This window comes from Sporosarcina sp. SAFN-010, assembly GCF_059415065.1.
On sequence record NZ_JBPFDS010000014.1, the window covers coordinates 57868 to 83426 of the forward strand.

The window sequence follows — 25559 nt, forward strand, 5'->3', positions numbered from 1 at the left end:
CTATCAGTCTTTCATTTTCGGATCGAGCGCATCACGTAAACCATCACCAATTAGGTTAAAGGCAATCATTAAAATACTAATGACAAGGGATGGGAACAATAATACATAAGGTTGGAACTCCATAACTTTAAAGCCATCATTAATGAGAGTACCTAGTGAAGCAGAAGGCGGTTGTAAACCAAGTCCAATGAAACTAAGGAACGCTTCAAAGAATATTGCACTTGGAATTGTAAACATCGTATTAATGACAATAATCCCTAACACGTTGGGCAACAAATGCTTTGAAATGATCTTAGAATCATTCGATCCTAAAGTTCTAGCAGCTAAGACAAATTCTTGGTTTTTAAATTTCAGGATTTGAGCACGTACAATACGTGACATTCCAATCCATCCGGTAATGGAAATAGCGATAATGATCGCCATGAGACCTGGTTCCATGATCATAAGCATGAGAATTACAACAATCAATGTTGGAATACCGATTAGAATCTCAACAATTCGTTGCATGACGTCATCTGTTCTACCGCCGAAGTAACCAGAAATTCCTCCGTAAATTACACCAATAACCAAGTCAATCATTGCAGCAACGAATGCAATTAGCAGTGAAATTTGAGTTCCTTCCCAAAGGCGTGTAAATAAGTCACGACCTAAACCGTCTGTTCCGAACCAATAATACTCATCAACTTTTTTCATAGCATACAAATCTACTTTTTCACCGCTTAAGTTCCCAACCCCATCCATAATTCCGAGGTTTTCAATCCCCTGCATTTTAGGAGGAAGGTTTGCGTGTCTTAAATTTTGAGTAGTGCCATCATGACCGTTCAAATGTGGTCCTATTAATGCCATGATTACTACCAAAACAAGTACAACCATACTAATGATAGCTGCTTTGTTTTTACGAAGGCGCAACCAAGCATCTTGCCAGAAACTTAAACTTGGTTTCTCAATACGTTCAGCTTTTGAGCTATCAATATGGATCCGTTCAAATTGTTCTTGTGGCAGCTGTTCGATATCTTTTTTCATTATGCTTTCCCTCCAGCCACGCGGATACGAGGGTCAATGACACCATATAAAATATCCACAATAAAGATGACAACAATTAGGAATGCTGAGAAGAATAATGTCGTACCCATAATTGTTGCAAAGTCGTTCACCATAATAGAAGAAACAAACTGCTCACCGATTCCAGGGATTGCAAATATTTGCTCAACTACAAGTGAACCTGTTACTAAACCTGCTGCTACCGGACCTAAAACAGTTATCAAAGGAATCAATGCATTTCGGAATGCATGTTTAAATGCAATTTCAAAACCATTTGCCCCTTTGGCTTTTGCAAGCGTAATGTAATCTGATCCCATAACTTCAATCATTTCTGTACGGATGAAACGTGCAGATAATGCTAGAGGTCCCATGGCTAATGCGAGAGATGGAAGGACACTAGATTTCCAGCCATCATTCCATAGTCCGACAGGTAGAAGGTGCCACTGTGAAGCAACGTAATACTGAAGAAGAGTTGCAAATACGAATGAAGGAATCGAAATTCCTAATATCGCAAAAAAGGTACTTCCATAATCCCAGAAGGTATTTTGTTTCAGTGCTGCAATCATACCGAGCAATATCCCAACTATCGTTCCGAAAACCATTGCTTGGGCTCCGAGTATAAAGGATGGTTTCATACGTGAAGCAAGTAGATCATTTACGCTTTTTCCTTTGAACGCAAATGATGTTCCTAAGTCACCTTTAGCCAAGTTCTTCATATAGATTGCATACTGAACAGGTTTGGGTTTATCAATTCCATATTTTTTCTCAACAATAGCTTTTTGCGTGTCATTCAATTTGCTGTATGACGCAATGGGTGATCCCGGTAACGTTTGCATTAAGAAAAATGTAGCAGTCGCAATGAGAAACATTGTGATGAACATATAAATTATTCGTTTTCCAATATATTTAACCATGGTGCACCTCCAGATCTATGTAGCACTACTCTATGTGAAACCAATTGACGGTTAGTTTTCAGAATGAAAGCACTTACAAAAAATTCGCAATACTTGATATTATTAAAAAGAGAGCATATGGCGAACAATCACCATATACTCCCCGTTATTCAGCTACCTAACGTTTACTCTTTACCTGAAATATATGCCCACTTGTAGCTATAGTCAGCACCGAATGGGTGACTTACTAAACCTTTAAAGTGTGGTTTTTCAAGGAAAATCAATCCACGCTGATAAATCGGAGCAATCGCTGCATCATCTTCTAAAAGAATTTTCTCAGCTTTTGCAAATGCTTCATAACGTTCTTGTGGCTTCAATGCAAGTTCTGCTTTAGAATCAGCAATCAACTTGTCGTATTCTTTGTTAGAGTAAGACATTAAGTTGTTTGTACCATCTGTAACGAACAAGTCAAGGAATGAGATAGGGTCTTGGAAGTCAGGTCCCCAACCAGAAATTTGGATATCATAATCTTGCGTATCATCCAACTCAAGACGAACTGCAAATGGAACTTCTTTAAGTTTGATAGTCAAACCTTCTAGATTTGTTTCGAGCTGTGACTTGAAGTACTCGTCCATTTTCTTAGAAAGATCAGTATCTCCACCTAGGATTTCAAGTTCAAGTGAATCTACTCCAAGCTCTTTCAATCCTTTTTCCCAGAATTCTTTAGCTTCTTCAACGTTGTAAGTCAAGTGATCACCACTGATATCGCGGAAATCTTTTTGGTTTTCGTCAAAAGCAAAGTCTTTTGGTACTAGGAAGTTTGCAGGGAGTGAACCGTTAGCTAAAACGACATCTGCAAGGTCTTCTTTTTGGAATGATTTTGCGATTGCTTTACGGATATTAACGTTAGCAAGTGGTGTTTCTTCTTTTTTAAGTTTCTTTTGGTTGAACTTCATGTAGAATACAGAAGTTTCCGGTTGAAGGACAGCTTCTGGATCTGTTGAATATTGCATTGCTAAGTCGCCAGATACTCCAGCACGGTCAAGCTTACCATCTTTGTAAAGTTTAACAGCAGTTGCTGAATCTTGAACAACGTTTACGTTGATTTGTGTAAGTTTAACGTTTTCAGCATCCCAATACTCATCGTTCTTTTTATAAGACCAGCTTCCGCCAGTACCGTCCCAATCAGTTAGTGTGAATGGTCCGTTATAAAGAAGGTTATCAGAGTTTGTTGCGTATGCATCGCCTTTAGATGTAACAAATTCTTCTTTTTGTGGGTAGAATGTTCCGAATGACATCAATGAAAGGAAATATGGAACTGGACGCTCAAGCGTTACTTCCAAAGTCTTTTCATCTTTCGCAACGATTCCAAGTTCTTTCTTATCCATTTTACCTTCACTGATAGCAGTAGCGTTCTTAACAGTACCAGACATCATGAATGGTCCGTAAGGTGATCCAGTTGCCGGATCGATTGCACGCTGCCAAGCAAATACGAAATCTTCAGCAGTTACAGGTGTTCCATCAGACCATTTTGCATCGCGAAGTTTGAACGTATAAGTAAGTCCATCTTCACTTTCAGTTGCTTCTTCAGAAGCCATTGCTGGAATAGCCTTGTTCTCTTGGTCTAAACGGTAAAGACCTTCGTTTACGTTATTCAATACGTTGAATCCTACTGCATCTTCAACGATTGCAGAGTCAACAGAAGGGATTGCAGCAGATTCAGCTAAGTTCAAAATTTGCTCAGCGTCTGGCTCACCGTCTTCTTTTTTAGGTGTTTCAGTTGCATTGTCATCTTTACTACCATCTTTTGAAGCGTCTTCTTCTTTTTCGTCCGCACCGCCACAAGCAGCAAGGAAGATACTTAGTACTAATGTCATTGCCATTAGTAACAACCATTTTGTGTTCTTCAAGTTATAGCCCCCTTTTTTATAATTGTCTGAAGAATTAACACTATTTCATTATACAATTAAATTCTCTTAAGTCAAAGTGTTTTTGAAAGAAATTTTACTAGACACAACCAATAGACGAATGCGAATTGTCCATAAATTGTGTCGGTAAGCGGTTTCTTACATGTTTTCTCTTTGTAAAAGTTGTAATAGTATTGTATTATACATAGTGATTACATACAAGATTCAGAAAAAGAGGTTAGAAATTTGAAAAAAATCACTCTGTTGTTTTTATTCGGTCAATTTGTTATTTTCATTCTATCTTTTCTTTCAAAAGAAGGAATGTCGTTGTTGTCATACATCAATAGCTCATTCTATGTTGGAGGGCTATTGCTGTTTGTAGGAGGAATTATCTACATCTTCCGGACAGGATCATTTGATTTTTTCAATAGAAGTATGAGGAAAGTAATTTCTTTTAAGCATACAAAAGAAGACTTGGAGTCCATGCGCTCACCTTCAGAAGTGTTTTCCAAGAGCCCTAGGGTGTTTTTCCTAACTGGAATCCCGATTTTTATTATGATGTTCATCGCAATGGCTTTCTACTATAGTTGAACTTGCATGTCCTGGAGTGTTTATGCACAATGGAATAGTGGTACAACTAGGTATGTGGGTTAAGTAGCACACGACAGTCAGAATGGAGTGGGTTGTGGAATGGAAATTCTTTTGTATGTAAGTGCAGCGATTGCCGCACTATCACTTCTTCTCATCGCAATATTCGTTATCATTACTTTAAAAAGCGCTAAAGCGACGATGAATGAAGTATCCGAAACATTAACAACTATGCAAGGCAAGTTAAACGGGATTACTGATCAAGCAAACGAACTACTTGCGAATACGAACCGCATTACAGAAGATGTAGAACGTAAAATGCAATCATTGAACAGTGTTTCAAAGACAGCTGAAAAATTGGACGATTCAACGGTACATATGAATAAGTCATTTCAATCACTGTCTGAACAGATCAGTAATCCTGATCCAAAGTACAAGGACCTGATGCAGAAAGCGAATACCATTACAGGAATTGCCGCTAGTATCTATTTCCGAGCTAAAAGGGAAAAATCAAAACAAACAAACGCTTCTTATCCCACCAAACAGAACAAACGAAAAAAAGAGAGACTGGACTTACTCCCCTCTCCCCAAAAGAGATTGCCTGAACCGAAACAGAAAAACTAACTTAGAGGTGATGTAGATGGATTGGATGGGTATCGGTGTATTGGTCATCGGAATCGCCTTTGCAGTTTTAGTCGTGATTCTGATCAAACCTCTCAAGAACCTTGGAGATGTAATGGAGAACTTGAAACAGACAACTGAAAAGTTGCCCAATGTAATGGATGACGTAACGGGACAAGCACAGATCGTTTTGAATACGAGTAATGAAACAATTGGTAACGTGAACCAGCAAGTAAATGAAATCACTCCTCTTTTCAAGATTGTTGGAGATACTGGAGAGGCCGCTCGTACTCTTACACAAAGTGCGTTAAGTAAATCGAACACGTTGAAAGAGAATACCGGAGATGCAGCAAACTTAACTCGACGTAAAAAATATCAAGGGTTATATGGTTTCCTGTCATTCCTGTTCTATCTTCAACAAAACAAAAAAGAAATGAAGACAGAAGCTGAACTTCTTAAGAAATAAGTTGTAAGCCGGTGCCAATGAGCACCGGCTTTTTATGTCTGTTTTGATATCAGTTTGGGACGCTCACCTTTATCAAATTTCTCCAAACAAAAACGCCGGCAACTGCCAGCGTTTCTCCAAACTCTTATAAATCCTCTTTCACATACTTACCGGATTTTGCAGCAACCGCTGCTTCTGCTTTCATCCGTTGAATGTCATTTGCCCGTTGCTCCCCTTCACCGAGTAAAGTTCCTGGTCGTGGATAGCTTGACGATTTTTTAATCGCTGTGCTCTTACGTACTGCAAAATAGCCTAGAGCTACTGTTCCATAGAGGCCACCAACCGATTTGTTACGAGTGCTCTCGTCCAAACCGTCTACTTTACGTTTCCCAGCATCTGTCACGTTATGAAGTGAAGCAGTTAAATTGCGTGTCGTATTTCCAACATCACCAACTACTTCAAACATCGGAGTCAAGTTGCCCAATTTCTCATTCACATCAGACAATGTATCATTTGAATGTCGTATCAGCTGTCCCGTTTCACCCAATATTCCTTCCAGTTGGTCTGGCATTTGTTCGAGAGTTTTGTTCACTCCGCCGAGTGTACCTGCAACACCATTCAACACTCGCGCTATGTAAATCGCAAGAATGAGAAAGGCGACTCCTATTAGGAGTACTCCAATTCCGGTTAAACTCATCTTCATCCCTCCATCATTTCGTTACATTTTCAGCTTTCTTCCATGTAGAGAAAAGGCTTGAAGCAAACTCTGCTACCTGGATAAGCCCAACAAAAGGCTTAGTACCTGGTAAATCCGGTTGCTTAGCATAACTCTTAACCATCCCATGTACACTTTCTGAAGCTGTGTACGCAGTATCTCCAAGGTTTTTCGCAGTTTCTGCAACGCTGTTTAAAGCATCTAATTTCATTTGTACATCAGTTGCCGAAGTTCTCGCCTCGACAATTGTCAGCTCTAATTCTTTAATGGAGACATCGGCTTGGTCTGCCATTCGGTTCGCAGTACTCCCAACAGTCGTCAGCAGTCCAGAAATTCGTGATAGTACAATACATAAATAAATTGCGAAGATCGCGAACGATACGGCGAGTAAAAACACGCCAATATGGACAAATGTCATTCAGCAATCCCTCCTTCCTACTTGTGTATACCACAAAATGTGTTGTAGTATGCATCATAATGTCTTGAATCCACTTAAATTCACGCTTTTTGTCCACATTCATATTTTAGCTTACAATAAAGAGAAAGGAGTTGAAAGTTTAGTGTATATTCATGGACAAAATGTTCTTGGAATCCAAGTCGATTCTGAAACGAGATGTGCGCATTATCATAAAGAAATCGACCGTATCGCCATTAAATTTTATTGCTGCAATCAGTATTTCCCTTGTTATGAATGTCATGCACAATGTGGATGTGGTCAGCCAAAGCCATGGCCCAAAAATACCTTTGACCAAAAAGCCGTTTTGTGTGGCGGTTGCGGACACGAGTTAACTGTTGCACAATATTTAAACTGCCAATCCAACTGTCCTAACTGTCACCGTACCTTCAATGCAGGATGCAACCTACATGCACACTTGTACTTTGAAACAGAAAAAGGCTCCTAACAGACGAAGGATTCAATTACCAATTATTTTCGTATAATCTGTTCTCAACGTGCGTTTCAATACTTTCCCACTAGGATTCTTAGGCAACTCGTTTGTGAACTCTACATACTTAGGTATTTTAAATGATGACAATCGTTTTTTGCAAAACTCGATGACCTCGTATTCCTGTATTTTCGAGCCTGCTTTTGGAATGATTATTGCAGTAACTGCTTCAATCCAATAAGAATCTGGAATACTAATGACCGCTACTTCGGACACGCCTTCCATTTCATAAATGACTTCCTCGACTTCCCTACTGGAAACGTTGACTCCACCTGTATTAATCATATCTTTTTTCCGATCCACAATAGTTAAATAGCCTTCTTCATCCATGATACCCAAATCACCAGTATGAAACCAACCTCCACGAAAAGCTTCGGCTGTTTTTTCTGCATCGTGCAAATAACCTTTCATCGCATGCGGGGTTCTGTGGACGATTTCACCGAGTTGTCCCCGAGGAACTTCCTCATCCTGATCATTTACAATCCTTGTTTGCACATTCAAACTAGGCAATCCTGCTGAGCCAAGTTTTCTTAGTTGGTCTTCAGGCTGCAGTGCAGTCGCGAGAGGCGCGACTTCCGTTTGACCATAAAAATTCCAAAGTGATGCACCTGGTAACCGTTCTTTTAATTCTTTCAGGATTTCCATCGGCATAATCGCAGCGCCATAATAACACTTTTTCAAAGAAGACAAATCCCTTTTATCAAAATCCCTATGACGAAGAAGAGCAATCCACACAGTAGGAGGACAGAACAGCAAAGAAGCGCGTTCCTCTTCGATTGTTTGTAAGATTGTCTCGGGTGATGGGAATTCCAGAATAATTCCAGTTGAACCTAAGTAAACACTCGGTCCAAGGAAGACGTGCAATTGCGCACTGTGGTACAGGGGTAGCGCATGTATGACGATATCTTCTGCGCTCATTTTTCCATCGATAATGCTGCTAACATATTCACTAATTAAACTTTTATGGCTAAGCATCACACCTTTAGGCCGCGACTCAGTACCGCTTGTATACAACACCTGTGCAACATCATCGTCTTCGATTTGAATATCCGGGAGAGCGGTGGATTGATCTTTGCGAATGCTGTTTATAGAAGTCCATTGTTCAGGTGCGTATTCATCAGACTGTCCAATGATTACTTTTTTCTCAACTTCGTGTCGTACCAATGATTGGTCCATAATTGCAGTGAATTCTTTTGAAGCAAACACTGCATGAATCCGGGCATGTTCAATAATGTAACTAATCTCGTCTTTAGTGAGCATATAATTGATGGGTACCATTTTCGTTCCAATGCGCGCTAAGGCAAAGTTAAGAACTACAAAATCTAAACTGTTTCTAGACATGACAGTGACAAAGTCACCTTTCTTTATTCCATTCGACAATAGCCCGTGTGCTGTGCGATTTACTAAGACATCCAACTCTTCATAGGTAAGGCGCTGAGTTTTAAAGACAAGTGCAAGCTTTGTTGGAAACCGTTCACTCGTTCGAAGTAGTAAATCACCTAACGTATTTCTTCGTACAGACTGTACATGATCGATAAGTCCATCAACATTGAATTGACTAGTCATCAACATCCTCCTCAATAATAGATACTCATTTTAATGATAATTCAGATAACTAACTAAAACAAGAGGAGCAGATGCTTTTAATAGCAATCTGCTCCTCTTTAAACAATTTGAATTCCCTCTGCTTCCAGCAAAGTTTGAAGTTCACTATATTTGTTTCGACTCAATGGAATATGCTGTCCATTTGTAAGCTCAATTGTATAAGAACGAGCGGTGGAATCCGACTGAACCGAAACAATATGATGTAAAGGCACGATGAACGACTGGTGTGCTCGATAGAAACCATATCCATCGAACATCGTTTCGATTTCTTTCATGGAATCTCCAGATACAAACGAATCCTGAGAAGTGACAATTGATATCTTTCTTCCACTTTTTTCGATATATAAAATATCGCCTACATTCACAATACGAATCCCACCAGAAACTTTCATACCAATCTTATGATTCGGGATAATGGACTTCTGAGGTTCTTGAAAAGACTTTTGAACCGTAGTCATTGTTTTCTCCAACCTGAAAAAGTTGATGGGTTTGATGAGAAAATCGAGCGGTCTGTAGTCATACCCGTCGAGCGCAAATCCTGCATGACCCGTTACAAAAATAATTTCAATGTGAGGATATACTGACTGTATATGTCCAGCTAATTCCAAACCAGTTATATCCCCGATTTCAATGTCTAAAAATAACAAATCCACTTTCTTGGATCTTAAAATGGTCAATGCCGACTTCCCACTATTTACAGTATCAATCAATGAGATGAAAGGAAAAGATTTGAGGTCAGCAGCAAGTAAATCAATCGCTTGCTGGTCGTCATCTACAATCATTGTTCTAATTTGCATGCACTCTTCCCCCCTGAATCTCTTCAATAATTCTCTGTACCTTCTGGTATTCTTACGTGAATGGTCAACCATTCTTCACTCAATTCAGGGAAAATCACACCAAAGTTCGCGGTCACGATTTTTTCAACACCTGCAAGACCAATTCCTTCGTGTGAACTTTTTGTTGAAAAGCCGGATTGGAACATACTCATGATACGTTGATTGTCTGCTGTTGTTCGATTACTAATACGAATCACGTAATGTCTTTTTTCTTTTGTGATTTCTACATGTAGTTTACGCTCTATAACTGGTAGCAATTCAAGTTCTTCCATTGCGTTTTGGATGAGATTCCCAAGAATTTTATTAACATCATACACTGAAACAGGAATTCCACGTAAGTCATCAAATATTGAAAAGTGGATTTCAATTCCATTTTGCTTAGCCAGCTCACTTTGCGTGTTTAGCAGTGCACTCATTGCAGGGTGAGCTAGAGGAAGCAATTCATTGACATCCTGGACTTGTTGAACAACTTGACCAATATAAGAGCTCGCTTCACCATACTCTTCCTTCTTTAAAAGTCCGTATATCGACGTTAAGTGGAAGTTAAAATCATGGCGTTGAGAACGGATTACTGTAAAGAAAGAAAGCATATCTTGCTGGTATTGCTGGTCTAGATAGAATCTTTCTTGTGCCAGCTTTTGCCGAAGAGAAGTTTTTAAATAAACCAACAAGATTGCAAGAAGTAACAGCGACCAGCCTGTGATGAAAAGTCGATAGGCCGGAGTGAAGAATTGCCGGTCATAATACGTATATTGAAAAAAGATCCCCATTACAATAAGTAACATTGCACTAACTAATAAAGTGGACCGATGCATGAATTTAGGTTTATCGTTTGATCCAGATTCTCTGAATACTTCAGCTGGAAGCAAAATCGGCTTCAAACGCACAACCCATAAAATGATTAGCAAATTATTCATGAGTATAAACAGTTCCATCATGAACATGATGAAGAAATCCGTTTCTAATTTAGCCTGTGTAATCGCTAATTCAAAAAGATTTCGTTGAATCACATAGACAATTGCTATCTGATAAGTCCATCCAAGTAAAATCGAAAAACATGCTTGGAGGATCGGCATACGCACGAACCATACGAAAGCAGGTAGTAAAAGGATATATATGATGCTCGGGTCAAGGTCAGACCCTGTAAAAAATTGAAACGCTTCGAAAACAATAACTGCGGCTATTACAGAGAGGATTACTTTCACTATCGATTTGAACGGATGAATGCCTACTGCTGATTGTGCTAGAAAGAGCCCTGTAAAAACTGTAATGGTTAAAAAAATCCCCGAAAGAATACCCATGTATTCATCACCTTGTCAACTAATGTTGTTCGAATTATACCATATCAAGAGGAATCGGCGAAATCATGCAAATAAAAAAACTCTTCTCCCTTTACGGAAGAAGAGCTTCGGTTATTCAGGCATAATCGTGCAGACTGTCAAACGCTCTTCGTCAATCCATGAAAAGAGGAATGTTTTCCAATCGTCGAGTGTCAGTTGCTGAATTGCTGGGATTGTTTCAAAGTAGGACAACCCTCGATTGCGATTCCAGATCATACCTTGTGCATTATTTTCAATGGAATTCATACGTCGCAAGGTTTTTCCAATTGTACGCTTTTTCAAGCGCTCGAACTGCTGTTCTTCTAGATCAGCTGATGATAAAGACTTCAACTGCTTCTTAATCTGTTCAGCAAGTAGTTCAGGGTGAGCGGAATTACTGCCAATCATGGTGAATCCGAAGGTTTTATCAATCACAGATGTGTAAATAAATGATGAATCAATTAGCTCCGATTCAGCAAGTTCTTGATAGAACGTACCGCTCCTACTATAAAAGTAATCAAGTGTCATATTCGTTAATAGTTTACGCATTCCAAGTTCTTTTGATGGGATTTCGCCGACATACTCCTTAATTCCAATCATCATCTTAGGCACACTTACATTCATGTGAAGGATTTGTTGTGACTCATGAACTTCTTTCTGCTCGTTAGGATATACACGAGTAAACGGACCGATTTCAGGGAACTTTTTCAACTCCTGATTACTCCGGATTGCAGTCATCATTTCCTCAGTATCAAAATTCCCTGAAACAGCGAGTGTCATATTCGTCGGATGATAAAATGTCTCATATGCAGTTAGTAGTTGTTCCTTCGTCATATTATTAATCGAGTCAAGTGTACCCAGTACTTCATGACGAACAGGATGTTTTGCAAACAAAGATTCTTGGACGGCTAAGTAGATCCGTTGTTCAGGTATGTCTGCATACATTTGATACTCTTGACTAATAATTCCTTTTTCTTTATTTACTGTATCATCTGTCAGATATGGATCTTGTACGAAGTTCAAAAGTAACTCTACATTTTCAATTTCGTTGCCAACAGTCGTGAAATAATAAGATGTTTCAGAGTCGTTTGTATACGCATTCGCATCAGAACCAAGCTTACCAAATTCCGTGTATACATCATGATCGCCTTTATCGAAAAGCTTATGCTCTAAATAATGGGCCGTTCCTGAAGGAATTTGCACAGCTTCCGTCTCATTGTAAGGAATGAATTCTAAATCCGCCCCTCCGAAATCTGTGGTGAAAATACCGAACGTTTTGCTTAGCGTTTTTTTAGAGATCAAAATGACATTTAATCCGTTCGGCAGTTGTTCATTATAAACTACTTCATCAATAGTTGTGAAATTCAATTTCTCCATTATTCTTCCCCCTTACTCGTTAAGAAGAACGTCGTATCACGCTCTAACTTACTAGTAGCCCTTTGAATATCCTCACGAGTAATAGATTTAAATTTTTCTATCATGTCTTGTGGTGATTTCAGGGTACCGGTTAGGATTTTCTGATACTCTGTTGCAATAATTCCAGCGATCCCGTCCAACGCCTGCTGATAACTGCCAATCATCATGGCTTTAGTATCTTCAAGAACTTCATCGGAGAATGTACCGGCCTTTAAGATAGCTACTTGTTCATCAATAATTTCAACTGTCTTTTCATAATCTTTTGGAGCAATTCCACAGAAGATGATCATCTTATCACTGTATAGATCTAAGTCCGCACCAACGTAGTAGGCTAAACTATGCTGTTCCCGAACAGTTGTAAACAGCAAAGAACCCGCATGTCCACCAAGAATCATACTTCCAATCATAAGTGCTTCAAAATCCGCGTCCGTAAAGATAGTTTGAGTTCGATACCCAATGTGCAATTTAGCTTGCTGGATTTCATCCGACTCACGAATAGTTTTAGGCTTCTCTACCAATTTCACATCACTTGGTAATGCTGCACCTCCACTTAAACGTTTGTCACTTCCGTCAGGTACTCCTGACAAAACTGTTCCAATAAGTTCTTTTGTCTCTTCTGGATTAACATCGCCAGCAACGAATACGTCAATTCTCGCTGTTTCCAAAAGATTTTTGTATGTAGCATAAAGTCCAGTTTCTGAAATCTTATCAATGTCCTCTAGATAGCCACTTGGATGAATCGAATACAGTTCGCCGATTGCCATTTCATCTATTAAACGCTCTCCAGCATATGATGATTTATCATCCTTACTGGCCTTTAGGTTTTTTCGTAACTTCTCTTTTTCTTGAGCAACTGTGTTCTTGTCGAATCCAACTTGACTTATTTTGGGGTTGAATAACAACTCGTTCAGAAAACCGAATATGTTCTCCTCAAGATTATTTTCGTTTTCAATAAATCGCTCATTCGCATACTCCATTTGAACCGTCAGAATATGACAGTTACCTGAGACGCTTTGGTACAGTTGAAGTGATGCTCCATATAAGTCATCAAGCTCATCCTGTATTGCACTAGCAGTTGGAAAACGCTTAGTACCGGCTCTCAAAACTCCTGGAAGTAAATTCCTTTCCGTTATTGTAGCCCGATCAACTAACGTTTGAAATTTCAGTTCTACAGTTACTGTTTTGAAGTTTTTGCTTTCAAGTACATGCACGTGCAAATTATTCTTAATGGCCTCTGCCGATTTTGGTATGCTCATGATTGTTCCTCCATTTCTATAGTAGCTAATTAAAGAGCCGACATAGCCTGATTGCAGGGACTATGCCGGCGTGTAATCCTATTATTTTTGACTGAAGTCGTTTACCATCACGTCATATACTTTGTCTCGATCAGGATGTCCGTCAGCGATAAAGTATAGGAAATCATCTTTTGTTTCCATTGGAATTTGTCCCTCTTGTCCTTCGAATTCCATTGTCACTTCGCCTTTTTCTCTTGCTGATTTCAAGTTTTCACTGTCCGGTTCCAACATGTAAACTTGGAAAGGAAGCATATCTTCACCATTAATGACAACATTCATGACTTGTGTTGTGCCATCGATATCTGCAAATCCAGTTGTTTTCTCGCCAACTTCTAATCCTGCATCTTTGAGCAAGTCTAGGATTTGGTCAAAATTCGCATCCGTCGGGTCTACGTTCTCATCACTTGTGTCTGCTCCATCATCTGTTGCACCTGAATCCGCCGCTTCAGTATCCGGTTTCGCGGTTTCGTCTTTTGCAGTGTCCCCTCCACAAGCTGCTAATGCTCCCGCCACAATCATCATCATGAAGACTAAAAATGCTTTTTTCATCGCTATCATTTAAAACACCCCTTTTAGTTTTTTGCTTTATGCCATTTACGTAGCTGACAGCAGGTCGTTTTTCTCATTTTGAATCTCGATTAAATCCCCATACAATTTGTTTGTTCTTATCAATTCCGCATGTGTTCCAGATGCTTCAACAAGGCCGTTGTTGACAACAATGATATGATCCATCTGCTTCATCGTCCGTAAATTATGACTGATCAATGCAGTTGTTCTGCCTTTCATCAGTAAACGAAGTGCGCGATTGATTTCATGTTCACTTTGCGCATCCAGACTCGCCATGGCTTCATCCAATAGTAAATACTCAGGATCCATGACAAATGCTCGGGCAATTGCAATTCGCTGACGTTGACCGCCTGAAAGCTTTGTACCGAACTCACCGACGTCTTTATCCAACCCTTCAGGAAATTCACGGATGAACTCTTCTGCAGAAGCATATCGAGCTGCAAGCCAAACAATGTCATCTCCAACATCTTCATGAATACCGTATAGAATATTTTCCCGGATTGTTCCTGAAAGCAACGGAGCACTCTGTGAGACAAAGGCAATACCTGAGCGCCATTCATTCAAATGGACCTTTTCAGCTGGCGTAGTACCGATCAGTACTCGACCGACATTCGGTTCATACAGTCTTTCAAGCAATGCGAATATTGTAGATTTACCTCCGCCACTCGGTCCAACAATCGCAGTTAGTTTCCCCTTAGGAATCGTCAAATTGACATTGGTCAACGCGAGACGTTGGTCATAGCTGAACGAAACATTCTCTAACGTTAGATCCGCATCAGACTGCGTCGCTTTTTCTCTGAACGTATACGTGCGATCCCGCTTTTCTTCTCCGGCTTCTTGAATTTTAGCGATTTCTGCAGAAGCACCCTTTGCTTGTTTAAGTGTTTGCCAGAACAGTCCGTACTGCAATACATTGTTGTGGATGAACTGTACATATAAGTAGAACGAAATGACCTGGCTGACTTTCATGTCCCCTTTAGAAACCAAGTACCCGCCATAAACAAGAACCGTTCCTACTACAATCGCCTGGACACTTTGCATGAGTGGTTCTGCAAACAGGTCAACAAATGCACGTTTTTTATCTGCTGTATATTGGTTTTCAATCACTCGGCTCGACTTTTCAAATTCAAAATCCTCTTTACCAAATGTTTTGATGAGTCGGATCTTAGGGAGACGTTCTGCAAAGAATGCAGTCATATTGGACAATTGATTTTGAACTCCATGTTGTGTTCTTTGTGTGAAATGCCCCACAACAATTGATACAATAACGATATAAGGTATTACAGGTAAGAGAGCCAGTGTCAATTTAACATTCATGCCATACATGATGACAAATGAACCAACCAAGCTATAAGTTGTATTAAAAAGACTCGTAAAATCCGAAATTGAGCGGTCAATATAGGATGGATCGAGTGTCACACGACTGATCATATTTAAAGATTTGTTATCTCTGTACTCTTTCATAGGCAAACGAATCAGTTTTGGCCATATGACTCTCTGGATATTCCTTTTGGTAATTGGGCTCGTCATGAAAACAAAGAAAGATGAGATTGTCACAAGTGCTACGCTACCAATATTCATATAGACGTATTTCATAACAATCTCTTTATCAAAAATGTTCCCTTCCATAATTTGCTGGATGACAAGTGGCATACTGAGCAATAGCGTTGTCGTCGCAAGGGAAGACACAATCTGGAAAAAGTATAGATGCCAAGGCAGTTTTGATGTTTTAATAAGATGGAAGAATTCCCCCCAAGAGCTTCTGCGTTTCAGATCATTCATTGCTGATTCCCCCGTTCTTTCTACAAGCAGTCATCAGCCCTCAGTTGTATTATTCAAAAACTCAACAAACTGTCTATATAAATCGCTTTCTCTCAGAACTTCATCATGTGTACCTGTTGTTTCCACTTTCCCTTCATTCAATAGAATGATTTGGTCTGCATTGCGAATGATCGATAGATCGTGAGCAACAACGATAGCTGTTCGACCTTCCATCAATACGCTCATTGCTGCCTGAACCGCTTTTTCAGATTTGACATCAAGACTTGCCATTGCCTCGTCAAGTAGCAAGAAGTCAGAGTTCCTTAAGAACGCCCTTGCGATTGCGATGCGCTGACGCTGTCCACCAGAGAGACTGGATCCACCTTCACCTACAGACGCATCAAACTTATCCGGCTGTTCGTTAATGAAGGTTAAGATATTGGCATTTTCTGCAGCATTGATGAGTTCTGACTCCGATACTTCGCGTTCAAGTCCGTACATGATATTTTCACGGATCGTACCAGCAAATAGCGGGCTATCTTGAGCTACATAGCTGAATAGTTTACGCCAATTATTTAAATGGAATTTCTCAATCGGTGTTCCGCCGAAACTAATCTGTCCATCATTTGGATGATACAGCTGTTGAAGGAGCGCCAGGATAGTTGACTTTCCTCCTCCACTCGGGCCAACAATGGCAGTTACCTTTCCGTAAGGGACCGTAAATGAGACTTCATCAAGAACCAGTTTATCTCCATATGCAAACATCACGTGATTGAACTCAAGATCGAGCTGATTGCTGTCTACTTCCTGTTCGCGGTGGTATTGTTCGAGATCGTTTTCAACGAGATGGGCAATACGTGATGTCGCTCCTTGGCTTTGTTTAATTTGCGTATACATCAAGCCGAACGTTTCCAGCATGCCGAAATACATCCCAACGTACATAAAGAAGGCGATCCAGATCTGAATTGTGATAGTCCCTTGAGTGACCAAGTAAATCCCGAACACAATCACGAACAATTCCATCACTAGGTTCAGTATGCTTGTAAGCGGTGTATTCACCCATGCAGTCAACGAACGTTTCATGTTTGCTCTATAGTAAAGCTGGATGTTATCTTTTCCACGTTCTGTTTCTTTTTGTTCATTCGCAAATGATTTGATCAACGGGATACTCACGAGTAATTCCGAGAGAAATTGAGTCAAACCAGCAAGACGATTCTGCGTATATTTGTGTGTCCGATAATTCCATTTACCATAATAGATGATGGATAATACATAGACCGGTGTATATAGCAGCAAACCAGCACTTAAGCGCCAATCGTAGCCATAAAGAACTTTGGCGATGTAAACTGTCCCATAAATCATACCGACAAGTGCTGGAAATAACCCGGATATGACTGCACTGATTTGAGAAGTATCATTTACCGTACGACTTATCATCTCACTAGGTTTAACATCGTCATATAATTTGATTGGCGATCGCATGAGACGATTCCAGATCAGTTTCCGATACCGAATATCAATCTTATATGAAGTAATTTTTGCGATATAACGGATAATCCCTGAAAATAATACCCGAACAACAATAACTACGACTACACCTGTAATCACTGTGGATGTAATAACCCCCGAAGCAACTTGCGCAGTATAGGCTGGTAGTAGAAGACCTAATGTAATATCCGCAATATTGAGTAACGTAAGAAATCCTAACCAGAACCATGGAAGCTTGGTTTTAAACAAGAGACGTATATATGATTTCCACATGCCGCTCTCTTGTTGGCGTCGGATATCTCGCTTCACACTTTTTTGAGTAGCCGTCACCAAGATGGTTCACACCCTTTCGCTTGGAAGTACATTTTCCGTTATAGTACTTGTTGGACTCTCCGTTCAATTTCCTCAGGATCGTAAATCCCAAGAATACTATCGACAGATTTCCCGTCTTTTACGATGACAATTGTAGGGAAACCCATGACGTCATAAGTTTTGATATGTTCATTTGCTTCATTCATCAAATCGTCAAAGTCCACATTGTGCTGAATGATTTTTACTTGCTCACCAAACTTTTCATCAATGTCTTTCAGAATTGGTACAAGCAATTCACAAGGACCGCATCCGTCTGTTGTAAAGTCGATCACAACAGGTACCTCACTGTTCAATACTTCATTATTAAAATCCTCTTTGTTTACTTGGCGTAATTCACCCATGTGTAACTCCTCCTGTTAATAATTATTAGTAAAACAATCTTTCAAACTTTCTGAATACTAAAGTTAGTTTACGTCTAGAATGTTCGTAATTCAATACCTCCTGCGTACCTTGGCAGATTGGGTGCTCATTCTGTCCGAATTCAGGTTGATATGGTCGAAAAAAATCAGGTGTAGCAATGCCAGAACAACACGGCAAGGCTACACCTGATTTCGTATTACTTTTCAGTTTGTTGTTTTGCTGGTAAAGAATCATTTGCAGAGACAAGTGGAATCGCACGTAAAAATACTGCAACGATTACGCCAGCTACCATGATACAAGCAGCCACAAAGAAAGTTGTCGTAATTGCTTCGCTGAATATCCCTTTAACCGTTCCAACCAGCTGTTCTGCAATCGGTTGAATATCCGCTGGTAGACTTGCTTTTAGTTTTTCAAGTCTTGGGACATCCAATAAAATCTCAGGATTCATGAGCTGACCGATTTTATCAGCTTCTTCAGGAGGCAAAGTAGATAGCGCTCCATCGCCCTGACCTGAGAATTCAGAGGTCATCTTTTTTGTCATGACTGAACTCATGATAGCTCCGAAAATCCCGATTCCGACAGTGTTCCCAAGAGAACGGAACAACTGCGAGGAGGCTGAGGCAACACCAAGTTGTCGCAAGCTAACCGCATTTTGTACTGTGAGTGAAAATACGGGCATGCTGAGTCCTAGACCAATCCCAACGATACACAAATAAGTAATGAGTAACGCAACTGGTGTGTTGATAGTAATGAAACTCATTAAAAAGATGCCAATGGCTCCAATAGCTAATCCTATGATGGCCAACCCTTTATATTTCCCAGTTTTCGTCATGAAACCTCCGGCGAACGTCGTTGCAAACACCATTGTAATCGACATTGGCATCATAATATATCCTGATCCACTAGGAGAAATTCCTTTTACACCTTGGATGAAGAACGGCGTATAAATCATAATCCCCATCATACCCGCGCCTAATAAAAACCCAGCGATATTGGACATGGTAACAATGTCATTTTTAAATAGTGAAAGTGGCAAAACAGGGGTTTTGACTTTGCTTTCAGTAATTATGAACGCTATCAACGCTATAATTGTCAATGCAAAGAGTCCAATGATCTGCCAAGAAGACCATGCGTATTTGCCTACTCCTTCACCTGCCAAGCTGAATGCAAGCAAGAGAGATACAATCGTAACCGTTAAAAATAGAGATCCGAAGTAATCGATTGACTCGCCTTCTCTTCTCGGCACTTTAGGGAACAGTTTTGCAATCAACACAAATGCTACTACTCCCAGAGGCAAGAAAATCCAGAAGACCCAATGCCAATCGAGGTGATCGACTATGTATCCTCCCATCAAAGGTCCAAGGACACTGGAAACCCCAAAGATTCCACTCATTGCCCCCGTCCATTTCGCCCGCTCTCTTGGTAAATATAAATCCCCAACTGCAGTAAACGCGGTAGACATAATAACACCGCCACCGATTCCTGTGATACCTCTGAAAATGATGAGTTGGAAAATCGTCGACGAAAATCCTGACAGGAACGCACCGACCATAAAGATTCCGATACCCGCAAGTAGAAACGGTTTTCTACCGTAAATATCAGACAGTTTCCCTACAAGGATCGTTGCAACAGCCATAGTCAGCAAGTAAATCGTGATGACCCACGTGTAATAATCCATTCCGCCAAGACGTGAAATGATTCGTGGCATGGCAACGCCGATAATCGTTTGGTTGATAGCTGAGAAAAACATCGCCGTCATGATTGCAATCATAATGGTCACTTTTTGCTTCGCTGTTAAGTGATTCATTTTTCAGTTCCTTTCATATTCGATATATTTCCAGCTGCCTGTTCAAAAATCTCGATAATTATCGGTAATTGTTCTTCATTTAGATGACTAAACGCTTCGGTCATCTTCGTTCTACCAACCTCGCGCAACTGCTGTAGCATTTCTCTTCCTTCGTCAGTGATTCCCAAATAGACAATTCGGCGATCCTTTTCATCACGGATTCGAGTCACATATCCATGATCGATGAGTTTGTCTGAAGCAGCGGTCACAGCTCCAGCTGTCAATCCGAGAATTTGCGCCAGCTCCGACATTTTCAATGGCCCTTTACGTGCTAGTGTAAATACTAAGTGAGACTGCGATCCTGGTAAATGTGATTCAAAAACTTGCTTCCACATCTTCCCCATTTCCCGAGTCACATTCCAGAATAATTCTTCAAACCTTACAAAATCCTTTGAACTTCTTTCGGGCATAATGCGCCACCTACTTTCAAATCTATTTCACTCGTTAAATACTTTAATCATTGAAGTATTTATTAGTATAAGTTCTAATAAGATCTGCGTCAACCCTTTAAGAGGCTTTCAATGGAAATGACCGTGAGTAAGCGGTATGATATAAACACTAGAGTCTACTACATCGTATTATGGAAAGAAGGATTTTGACATGAATGAAGCTGCCCTACAAAAAGATGCGATGCGCGTTTTAAAAGCAACGAGCCGTACATTCTACATACCGATTAAATTACTGAACCCAACTCTTCGTAAAACGGTCGGCTCTGCTTATCTATGCCTCCGTGCAATTGATGAAATCGAAGACCACGAACAACTAGATCCTGTGAAAAAGACTGCTTTACTTCGAGCTACAGCTGAACTTCTTCGAAACGGATTCAACGAAGCAGACTATGATGAACTCTTAAAACCTGTTCAAGGCCAGTTACCTGAAGTGACACTCCGTTTAGCCGATTGGCTCGCTGTATGTCCACCGGAGTTGTATGAAAATGTCCGCAATGTCACTGCAATTATGGCGGATGGTATGGCAAAATGGGTTGAAAAAGATTTCCAAATTGAAACAAAAGAAGACTTGGATGAGTATACGTACTACGTCGCAGGACTTGTAGGTGTCATGCTCTCAGACATTTGGGAGCAATACGATGGCACAATCACCGATCGCGAGCTAGCTATCGGGTATGGTCGCGGCTTGCAAGCAGTCAATATGTTGCGTAATCAGGACGAAGACGCAGAACGAGGTGTCCGCTTCTTACCAGAAGGATGGACGCGTGATGATTTGTTTGACTACGCCAGAGAAAATCTAGACATGGCGGATGCATATATGAAGCAGATCGAAACGAAAAACATCATGTTGTTTTGCAAAATCCCCTTAGCACTCGCGAAAAAGACATTGTCTGCGCTTGAAAAAGGCGATGAGAAGATGAAACGCGACGAAGTGAATGCAACGGTAGATGAAATTTTAAAAGAGACCACGTAAAAAAGAGCAGCTGCGGCTGCTCTTTTTCGTTTGGTGATCGCTAGTGTTGGCGTGCTGATCGTAAATCGTGGATTTTGCTCATAAACTCTGGTTTGTGATCATAAATCCCAATTTCCGCTCTTAAACTCTGGATCGTGCTCATAAATCTCACATTCCGCTCATAAACACTGGATTGTGATCATAAATCTCGATTTCCGCTCATAAACTCTGAATCGTGATCATAAAACTCACATTCCGCTCATAAACTCTGGTTTGCTCTCATAAATCCCGCATTCCGCTCATAAACGCTGGATTGTGCTCATAAATCTCACATTCCGCTCATAAACTCTGGTTTGCTCTCATAAAACTCACATTCCGCTCATAAACTCTGGTTTGTGCTCATAAATCCCGCATTCCGCTCATAAACTCTGAATCATGCTCATAAATCCCGCATTCCGCTCATAAACTCTGAATCATGATCATAAATCCCGCATTCCGCTCATAAACTCTGAATCGTGATCATAAATTCCAATTCCCACTCATAAACCTGAACTTGTCATTAAAAATCTATCATCATATTACTCATTTAATGAAAACTTCCAGCTCCACAGAAGCAGGCTACACATCAGTTTCCTCCACCTAATGGCTTGAGTCGACTTTCAATTTCCTCGCGTCGAGATTCTAGGAATGGCGGTAATGCTAAGGACTCACCCATAGTTTCAAACGGTTCATCAGTATCAAACCCAGGTCCATCGGTTGCGAGTTCAATCGTCAAGCCATTAGGATCCTTAATATAAACTGAGCGGAAATAGAATCTGTCGATGAATCCAGAATGCGGGACCTGCATCTCTGTAAGTCGAGCAATCCACTGTGAAAGTTCTTCCTGATCTGCTGCACGTAATGCAACATGGTGCACACTCCCACGTCCTGGTCGTTCAGTCGGTAAATCCGTGCGCTCTTCAAGAATAAGCTCAGCTCCGGTTCCCCCTTCTCCTGTTGAGTAAACGACAACATCACACTGGCCGTCTCTATCAGAAGGATAGGTAGCAACTGGTCTAAATTTCAGAACTCCCTCTATTAACTGTCTTGTCAATTCGCCATTCGCAACTGTTAAAGTGACTGGTCCAAGACCAATAATCCCGAATTCCTTAGGGATTTCATCATGAACTTGAGGTGATCCTCCCACAACTCCCACATTTGTTTCATCAGAAACAAGCATAAGTCGCTGTCCTTCAGTATCTGTAAAACGAATCGTCTTTCGTCCCACTTGTTCTGTTATCTCTTCTTGTTTAACTCCATACTTTGTAAATCGCTCTTGCCAAAATTGTAACGCTTTGTCGGACGCAACTCGTAATGAAGTTAATGAAATACTATTTGTTCCAGTTCGCGTAGCACCGGCGCGAGGAATTTCAAAAAACGTTAACTCTGTTCCCGGATTCCCCGCCTCATCTGCGTAGAACAAATGATACATCGAAGGAGCATCCTGATTAACTGTCTTTTTCACAAGACGCATCCCCATGACTTCTGTATAAAAATATAAATTATCTGCAGCATTAGCAGTAATCGCTGAAACGTGATGTATTCCTTTTAGTTCCATTAATAAATTCCTCCCTCATATCTCGCGGAAATTACTCTTAATTCAAGATAATAATACCCAAATTTATATTCAAACACAAATAAAACGAACTGCTAAGGCAGCTCGTCTAATTTTGTTTGTTCTAGTTTCTGAAGAAAATCTTGAATTTGTAGCCGTGATTGAAGACGGAACACCTTTTTTCCTTCTTCTACATATCGTCGCATCCGTCCCCGCATATCCACTTTTCGCCGTCTATACGTAGTTACGATATACTTAAGGAATTCCCAGTCCAATTTCTCAGGACATTCTTTTCCCATATCAGGTCTCGTTTGACGATGATATCGAATCCGTCGTTTGACTACACGATACAAGCACAGGTAAAGAGGGAGTTCCAAATAAACAACGGTATCCGCATACTTTTCTCGCACTGGCAGTGTTCTGGAATAGTTTCCTTCTATAACCCAAGTAGCACCCAAGGTCGCATCTACTTGTCGCTGTTGAAAAACCTCATCGCTAACCTCTTTCCAACCAGGTTCAAAATATAAACTATCCAAATATGTAACTGGATAATTAAGCTTTTCTCCCAAGGTCCGGGCGACTGTCGATTTCCCAGCACCCGCAGATATGCCCATCACTAGAATCTTTCGCATAACGACCTCCTCATTTATTGCCCACCTTGCTTTCGCTGTGCAAATTCAAAATCTCCATCATGTACAGTCATCTTTTTTTGATCAATCCATGCAATCTTCGTAAATAGTTTTTGCAGAAAATAACGATCGTGACTCACAGCAATCATTGTACCTTCAAAATTCTCAAGCGTATCTTCCAGGACTTCCCGACTCTCAATATCCAGATGATTCGTCGGTTCATCTAAAATAAGCAAGTTAATATTTTGTTGCATGAGCTGCGCGAGGCGAAGTCGCATCTTCTCTCCTCCACTTAAGTCTTTCACTTTCTTAAAAACGTCATGACCATAAAACAGAAACTGCGCGAGAACGTGTCGAGCATCGGGTTCCGTCATCGATATTTCTTCACGAAAGGCATCTATCAAACGCAATTCATCGTTTAGCGTTTCAAATTGCTGAGCCAAGTATCCGATTGTGACATTGCTGCCTATGTGAATTCGACCTTCAGACGGCATTAACTGGTTCAATATCATTTTCAAAAGTGTGGACTTCCCGGTTCCGTTATTTCCAACTATCGCTAAACGGTCTTGCCAATATACAGATATTGAAATCCCATCAAAAATCGGTGGCTGTTCTAAGGAAAAGCGATGTGTTAACTGTTCGATCCGCACGACTTCTTTTCCGCTACGGTCACTTGCTTCTAAACGCAGTCGCATCGCTTTCTCCGTTTTCGGCTTTTTTACGACCTCAATTCTTGCAAGCATTTTCTCCATGGTCTTCGCCTTGCGGAATAGATCCGGATTTGGGGGCGACGCTTCATTTGCCCATTGACGAAGTCTACGAATTGCTTCCTTGATCTTCTTGATTTTCTTTTGTTGCTCTTTGTACTCCGAAAATTGTTGTTCCAATTTAGCTTCACGATTGAATAGAAATGCATCATAATTCCCGTGACTCAGCCAACATTGTCCGTCTTCTAACTCAATGACTTTTCCAACGACACGGTTCATGAATTGGCGGTCATGAGAAACGAGTACGACTGTCCCTGGGAATTGTTGAATGTGTTGCTCCAGCCATTCAATCGCAGATAGATCTAGATGATTTGTCGGTTCATCCAGAAGAAGGATATCCGGGTTTTTCAGCAAGATTTGACCCAACATCACTTTTGTTTTCTCTCCACCGCTTAACGCATCAAACTTCTGCTGGAAGAAGTGCGTAATCCCTAATCCATTCGAGATGCTCGTTAACTTGGATTCCATCTCGTAGCCGCCAAGTTCCATAAACGTCTCTTGTAGTTCTCCGTATTGACTAAGAATTCGTTCTGATACGTCAGTAGCCATTTGTAATTCAAGATCTTTCATGCGGCGTTCGATTGCTAACAGCTCACTAAACGCCTCTAGCAAAACATCTTTAACATGGTGATCTGGATAGGAAGGAATCTGATGCAAATATCCGATTTTGCTGTCCTTCGCTTGAATAATGCGACCCTCGTCAGGAGATTCAACTCGCGCAAGCAAACTTAATAGTGTCGTTTTTCCACAACCGTTTCGCCCAACGAGTGCAACATGTTCTCCGGACTTCACTTCCATGGTTAGTTGTTCCAATATAACTGTACCGCCAAAAGATTTTGTTAGATTTTCCGCTTTAATATGCATTGTGAGTGCCTCCAGGAGCGCACTGATTTCGGGCAAACAAAAAAGACCGCCCGTTAACAAGCAGTCTTTTCGTGAAAAGAATGAAGTTAATCAGTTGCGCTTTGATTTTTTGGTTTTGTAAAAATGGACATACGTATCCCGTTCTCCAAAAGATCGAAAGTTATGACACGTGCAAAATACATAGCAGTATCTACTTGTACACCTGTCAGCGCGACTGTCTTGTTCATTCTTTCCACCTCCGTTCAGATTAGTTAATATTAGTCTACCACGATATTGATTGACTTG

25 protein-coding genes are annotated in these 25559 nt (G+C 40.5%); 5 read left to right on the forward strand and 20 right to left on the reverse strand.

The window, feature by feature from the left end:
• Positions 1–3: 3 nt before the first annotated feature.
• The 3 genes from opp3C to ACR65F_RS14765 form a co-directional block, all read right to left on the reverse strand.
• Positions 4–1023 carry an oligopeptide ABC transporter permease gene (gene opp3C / locus ACR65F_RS14755; RefSeq protein WP_039043517.1) on the reverse strand — a complete coding sequence of 340 codons (1020 nt, stop codon included), beginning with the start codon at positions 1021–1023 and terminating at the stop codon, positions 4–6.
• Positions 1023–1955 (reverse strand): oligopeptide ABC transporter permease, encoded by a 933-nt coding sequence (gene opp3b, locus ACR65F_RS14760; RefSeq protein WP_039043518.1) that lies wholly within the window; start codon positions 1953–1955, stop codon positions 1023–1025. Before opp3b ends, opp3C begins: the two co-directional genes overlap by 1 nt.
• A 164-nt stretch (positions 1956–2119) precedes the next feature.
• On the reverse strand, positions 2120–3844 hold the full coding sequence (locus ACR65F_RS14765) for a peptide ABC transporter substrate-binding protein (protein ID WP_440504870.1): 1725 nt from the start codon (positions 3842–3844) through the stop codon (positions 2120–2122).
• A gap of 243 nt (positions 3845–4087) precedes the next feature.
• Between ACR65F_RS14765 and ACR65F_RS14770 the strand changes: the two genes are divergently transcribed.
• The 3 genes from ACR65F_RS14770 (at position 4088) to ACR65F_RS14780 (ending at position 5516) form a co-directional block, all read left to right on the forward strand.
• On the forward strand, positions 4088–4432 hold the full coding sequence (locus ACR65F_RS14770) for a DUF3899 domain-containing protein (protein ID WP_039043520.1): 345 nt from the start codon (positions 4088–4090) through the stop codon (positions 4430–4432).
• Positions 4433–4531: 99 nt separating this feature from the next.
• Positions 4532–5053, forward strand: a complete 522-nt coding sequence (locus tag ACR65F_RS14775) for a DUF948 domain-containing protein (RefSeq protein ID WP_052245927.1) — start codon at positions 4532–4534, stop codon at positions 5051–5053.
• Positions 5054–5069: 16 nt separating this feature from the next.
• Entirely contained in the window at positions 5070–5516 is a 447-nt protein-coding gene (locus tag ACR65F_RS14780; RefSeq protein ID WP_039043521.1) for a DUF948 domain-containing protein, read from the forward strand.
• A 124-nt stretch (positions 5517–5640) separates the two neighbouring features.
• Here ACR65F_RS14780 and ACR65F_RS14785 read toward each other — a convergent pair whose 3' ends face one another.
• Both ACR65F_RS14785 and ACR65F_RS14790 read right to left on the reverse strand, forming a co-directional pair.
• Positions 5641–6192: a DUF948 domain-containing protein gene (locus ACR65F_RS14785; RefSeq protein WP_082003398.1), complete on the reverse strand. Its 552-nt coding sequence runs from the start codon at positions 6190–6192 to the stop codon at positions 5641–5643.
• A gap of 13 nt (positions 6193–6205) precedes the next feature.
• A complete protein-coding gene (locus tag ACR65F_RS14790) occupies positions 6206–6628 on the reverse strand; it encodes a DUF948 domain-containing protein (RefSeq protein ID WP_039043522.1) in 423 nt (140 codons plus the stop codon).
• 49 nt (positions 6629–6677) lie between these two features.
• On the opposite strand from ACR65F_RS14790, the gene ACR65F_RS14795 reads away from it, so the two are divergent.
• Positions 6678–7112, forward strand: coding sequence for a CHY zinc finger protein (locus tag ACR65F_RS14795; protein ID WP_440504871.1), 435 nt, complete (start codon positions 6678–6680; stop codon positions 7110–7112).
• Positions 7113–7124: 12 nt separating this feature from the next.
• On the opposite strand, the gene ACR65F_RS14800 is transcribed toward ACR65F_RS14795, so the two are convergent.
• The 11 genes from ACR65F_RS14800 to ACR65F_RS14850 all read right to left on the reverse strand — a co-directional run bounded on the left by ACR65F_RS14800 (position 7125) and on the right by ACR65F_RS14850 (position 20429).
• Positions 7125–8720: an acyl-CoA synthetase gene (locus ACR65F_RS14800; RefSeq protein WP_440504872.1), complete on the reverse strand. Its 1596-nt coding sequence runs from the start codon at positions 8718–8720 to the stop codon at positions 7125–7127.
• A 98-nt stretch (positions 8721–8818) separates the two neighbouring features.
• Positions 8819–9556 carry a LytR/AlgR family response regulator transcription factor gene (locus ACR65F_RS14805; RefSeq protein WP_039043524.1) on the reverse strand — a complete coding sequence of 246 codons (738 nt, stop codon included), beginning with the start codon at positions 9554–9556 and terminating at the stop codon, positions 8819–8821.
• 23 nt (positions 9557–9579) lie between these two features.
• Positions 9580–10896 carry a sensor histidine kinase gene (locus ACR65F_RS14810; RefSeq protein WP_440504873.1) on the reverse strand — a complete coding sequence of 439 codons (1317 nt, stop codon included), beginning with the start codon at positions 10894–10896 and terminating at the stop codon, positions 9580–9582.
• Between the two features lie 111 nt (positions 10897–11007).
• The gene (yfmH, locus tag ACR65F_RS14815) at positions 11008–12291 is read right to left on the reverse strand and encodes an EF-P 5-aminopentanol modification-associated protein YfmH (RefSeq protein ID WP_440504874.1); all 1284 of its coding nucleotides are present in this window, start codon (positions 12289–12291) and stop codon (positions 11008–11010) included.
• The gene (yfmF, locus tag ACR65F_RS14820; RefSeq protein WP_440504875.1) at positions 12291–13586 is read right to left on the reverse strand and encodes an EF-P 5-aminopentanol modification-associated protein YfmF; all 1296 of its coding nucleotides are present in this window, start codon (positions 13584–13586) and stop codon (positions 12291–12293) included. Before yfmF ends, yfmH begins: the two co-directional genes overlap by 1 nt.
• Positions 13587–13667: 81 nt before the next feature.
• Positions 13668–14183, reverse strand: a complete 516-nt coding sequence (locus ACR65F_RS14825) for a lipoprotein (RefSeq protein WP_039043528.1) — start codon at positions 14181–14183, stop codon at positions 13668–13670.
• A gap of 36 nt (positions 14184–14219) precedes the next feature.
• Complete coding sequence (locus ACR65F_RS14830) at positions 14220–15974, reverse strand: ABC transporter ATP-binding protein (RefSeq protein ID WP_440504876.1); 1755 nt, start codon at positions 15972–15974, stop codon at positions 14220–14222.
• Positions 15975–16007: 33 nt separating this feature from the next.
• On the reverse strand, positions 16008–17771 hold the full coding sequence (locus ACR65F_RS14835) for an ABC transporter ATP-binding protein (protein ID WP_440504895.1): 1764 nt from the start codon (positions 17769–17771) through the stop codon (positions 16008–16010).
• 41 nt (positions 17772–17812) lie between these two features.
• Complete coding sequence (locus ACR65F_RS14840) at positions 17813–18154, reverse strand: thioredoxin family protein (protein ID WP_025784545.1); 342 nt, start codon at positions 18152–18154, stop codon at positions 17813–17815.
• Positions 18155–18369: 215 nt separating this feature from the next.
• Complete coding sequence (locus ACR65F_RS14845) at positions 18370–19980, reverse strand: MDR family MFS transporter (RefSeq protein ID WP_440504877.1); 1611 nt, start codon at positions 19978–19980, stop codon at positions 18370–18372.
• Positions 19977–20429, reverse strand: coding sequence for a MarR family winged helix-turn-helix transcriptional regulator (locus ACR65F_RS14850; RefSeq protein WP_440504878.1), 453 nt, complete (start codon positions 20427–20429; stop codon positions 19977–19979). The genes ACR65F_RS14845 and ACR65F_RS14850 overlap by 4 nt, the downstream gene beginning before the upstream one ends.
• 190 nt (positions 20430–20619) lie before the next feature.
• Between ACR65F_RS14850 and ACR65F_RS14855 the strand changes: the two genes are divergently transcribed.
• A complete protein-coding gene (locus tag ACR65F_RS14855; RefSeq protein WP_440504879.1) occupies positions 20620–21441 on the forward strand; it encodes a squalene/phytoene synthase family protein in 822 nt (273 codons plus the stop codon).
• A gap of 604 nt (positions 21442–22045) precedes the next feature.
• Here ACR65F_RS14855 and ACR65F_RS14860 read toward each other — a convergent pair.
• The 4 genes from ACR65F_RS14860 to ACR65F_RS14875 all read right to left on the reverse strand — a co-directional run bounded on the left by ACR65F_RS14860 (position 22046) and on the right by ACR65F_RS14875 (position 25501).
• The gene (locus tag ACR65F_RS14860; protein ID WP_440504880.1) at positions 22046–23017 is read right to left on the reverse strand and encodes a ring-cleaving dioxygenase; all 972 of its coding nucleotides are present in this window, start codon (positions 23015–23017) and stop codon (positions 22046–22048) included.
• 92 nt (positions 23018–23109) lie between these two features.
• On the reverse strand, positions 23110–23646 hold the full coding sequence (locus ACR65F_RS14865) for a P-loop NTPase family protein (protein ID WP_440504881.1): 537 nt from the start codon (positions 23644–23646) through the stop codon (positions 23110–23112).
• 14 nt (positions 23647–23660) lie between these two features.
• The gene (gene abc-f / locus ACR65F_RS14870) at positions 23661–25274 is read right to left on the reverse strand and encodes a ribosomal protection-like ABC-F family protein (RefSeq protein ID WP_440504882.1); all 1614 of its coding nucleotides are present in this window, start codon (positions 25272–25274) and stop codon (positions 23661–23663) included.
• A gap of 86 nt (positions 25275–25360) precedes the next feature.
• Entirely contained in the window at positions 25361–25501 is a 141-nt protein-coding gene (locus tag ACR65F_RS14875) for an RAxF-45 family protein (protein ID WP_440504883.1), read from the reverse strand.
• Positions 25502–25559: the final 58 nt, after the last annotated feature.

Coding starts and splice junctions, on each gene's coding strand:
- opp3C (WP_039043517.1), bottom strand. CDS start 1,023: ATGAAAAAAGATATCGAACAGCTGCCACAAGAACAATTTGAACGGATC.
- opp3b (WP_039043518.1), bottom strand. CDS start 1,955: ATGGTTAAATATATTGGAAAACGAATAATTTATATGTTCATCACAATG.
- ACR65F_RS14775 (WP_052245927.1), top strand. CDS start 4,532: ATGGAAATTCTTTTGTATGTAAGTGCAGCGATTGCCGCACTATCACTT.
- ACR65F_RS14780 (WP_039043521.1), top strand. CDS start 5,070: ATGGATTGGATGGGTATCGGTGTATTGGTCATCGGAATCGCCTTTGCA.
- ACR65F_RS14785 (WP_082003398.1), bottom strand. CDS start 6,192: ATGAGTTTAACCGGAATTGGAGTACTCCTAATAGGAGTCGCCTTTCTC.
- ACR65F_RS14790 (WP_039043522.1), bottom strand. CDS start 6,628: ATGACATTTGTCCATATTGGCGTGTTTTTACTCGCCGTATCGTTCGCG.
- ACR65F_RS14795 (WP_440504871.1), top strand. CDS start 6,678: ATGCATCATAATGTCTTGAATCCACTTAAATTCACGCTTTTTGTCCAC.
- ACR65F_RS14800 (WP_440504872.1), bottom strand. CDS start 8,720: ATGACTAGTCAATTCAATGTTGATGGACTTATCGATCATGTACAGTCT.
- ACR65F_RS14805 (WP_039043524.1), bottom strand. CDS start 9,556: ATGCAAATTAGAACAATGATTGTAGATGACGACCAGCAAGCGATTGAT.
- ACR65F_RS14810 (WP_440504873.1), bottom strand. CDS start 10,896: ATGGGTATTCTTTCGGGGATTTTTTTAACCATTACAGTTTTTACAGGG.
- yfmH (WP_440504874.1), bottom strand. CDS start 12,291: ATGGAGAAATTGAATTTCACAACTATTGATGAAGTAGTTTATAATGAA.
- yfmF (WP_440504875.1), bottom strand. CDS start 13,586: ATGAGCATACCAAAATCGGCAGAGGCCATTAAGAATAATTTGCACGTG.
- ACR65F_RS14825 (WP_039043528.1), bottom strand. CDS start 14,183: ATGATAGCGATGAAAAAAGCATTTTTAGTCTTCATGATGATGATTGTG.
- ACR65F_RS14830 (WP_440504876.1), bottom strand. CDS start 15,974: ATGAATGATCTGAAACGCAGAAGCTCTTGGGGGGAATTCTTCCATCTT.
- ACR65F_RS14840 (WP_025784545.1), bottom strand. CDS start 18,154: ATGGGTGAATTACGCCAAGTAAACAAAGAGGATTTTAATAATGAAGTA.
- ACR65F_RS14845 (WP_440504877.1), bottom strand. CDS start 19,980: ATGAATCACTTAACAGCGAAGCAAAAAGTGACCATTATGATTGCAATC.
- ACR65F_RS14850 (WP_440504878.1), bottom strand. CDS start 20,429: ATGCCCGAAAGAAGTTCAAAGGATTTTGTAAGGTTTGAAGAATTATTC.
- ACR65F_RS14855 (WP_440504879.1), top strand. CDS start 20,620: ATGAATGAAGCTGCCCTACAAAAAGATGCGATGCGCGTTTTAAAAGCA.
- ACR65F_RS14860 (WP_440504880.1), bottom strand. CDS start 23,017: ATGGAACTAAAAGGAATACATCACGTTTCAGCGATTACTGCTAATGCT.
- ACR65F_RS14865 (WP_440504881.1), bottom strand. CDS start 23,646: ATGCGAAAGATTCTAGTGATGGGCATATCTGCGGGTGCTGGGAAATCG.
- abc-f (WP_440504882.1), bottom strand. CDS start 25,274: ATGCATATTAAAGCGGAAAATCTAACAAAATCTTTTGGCGGTACAGTT.
- ACR65F_RS14875 (WP_440504883.1), bottom strand. CDS start 25,501: ATGAACAAGACAGTCGCGCTGACAGGTGTACAAGTAGATACTGCTATG.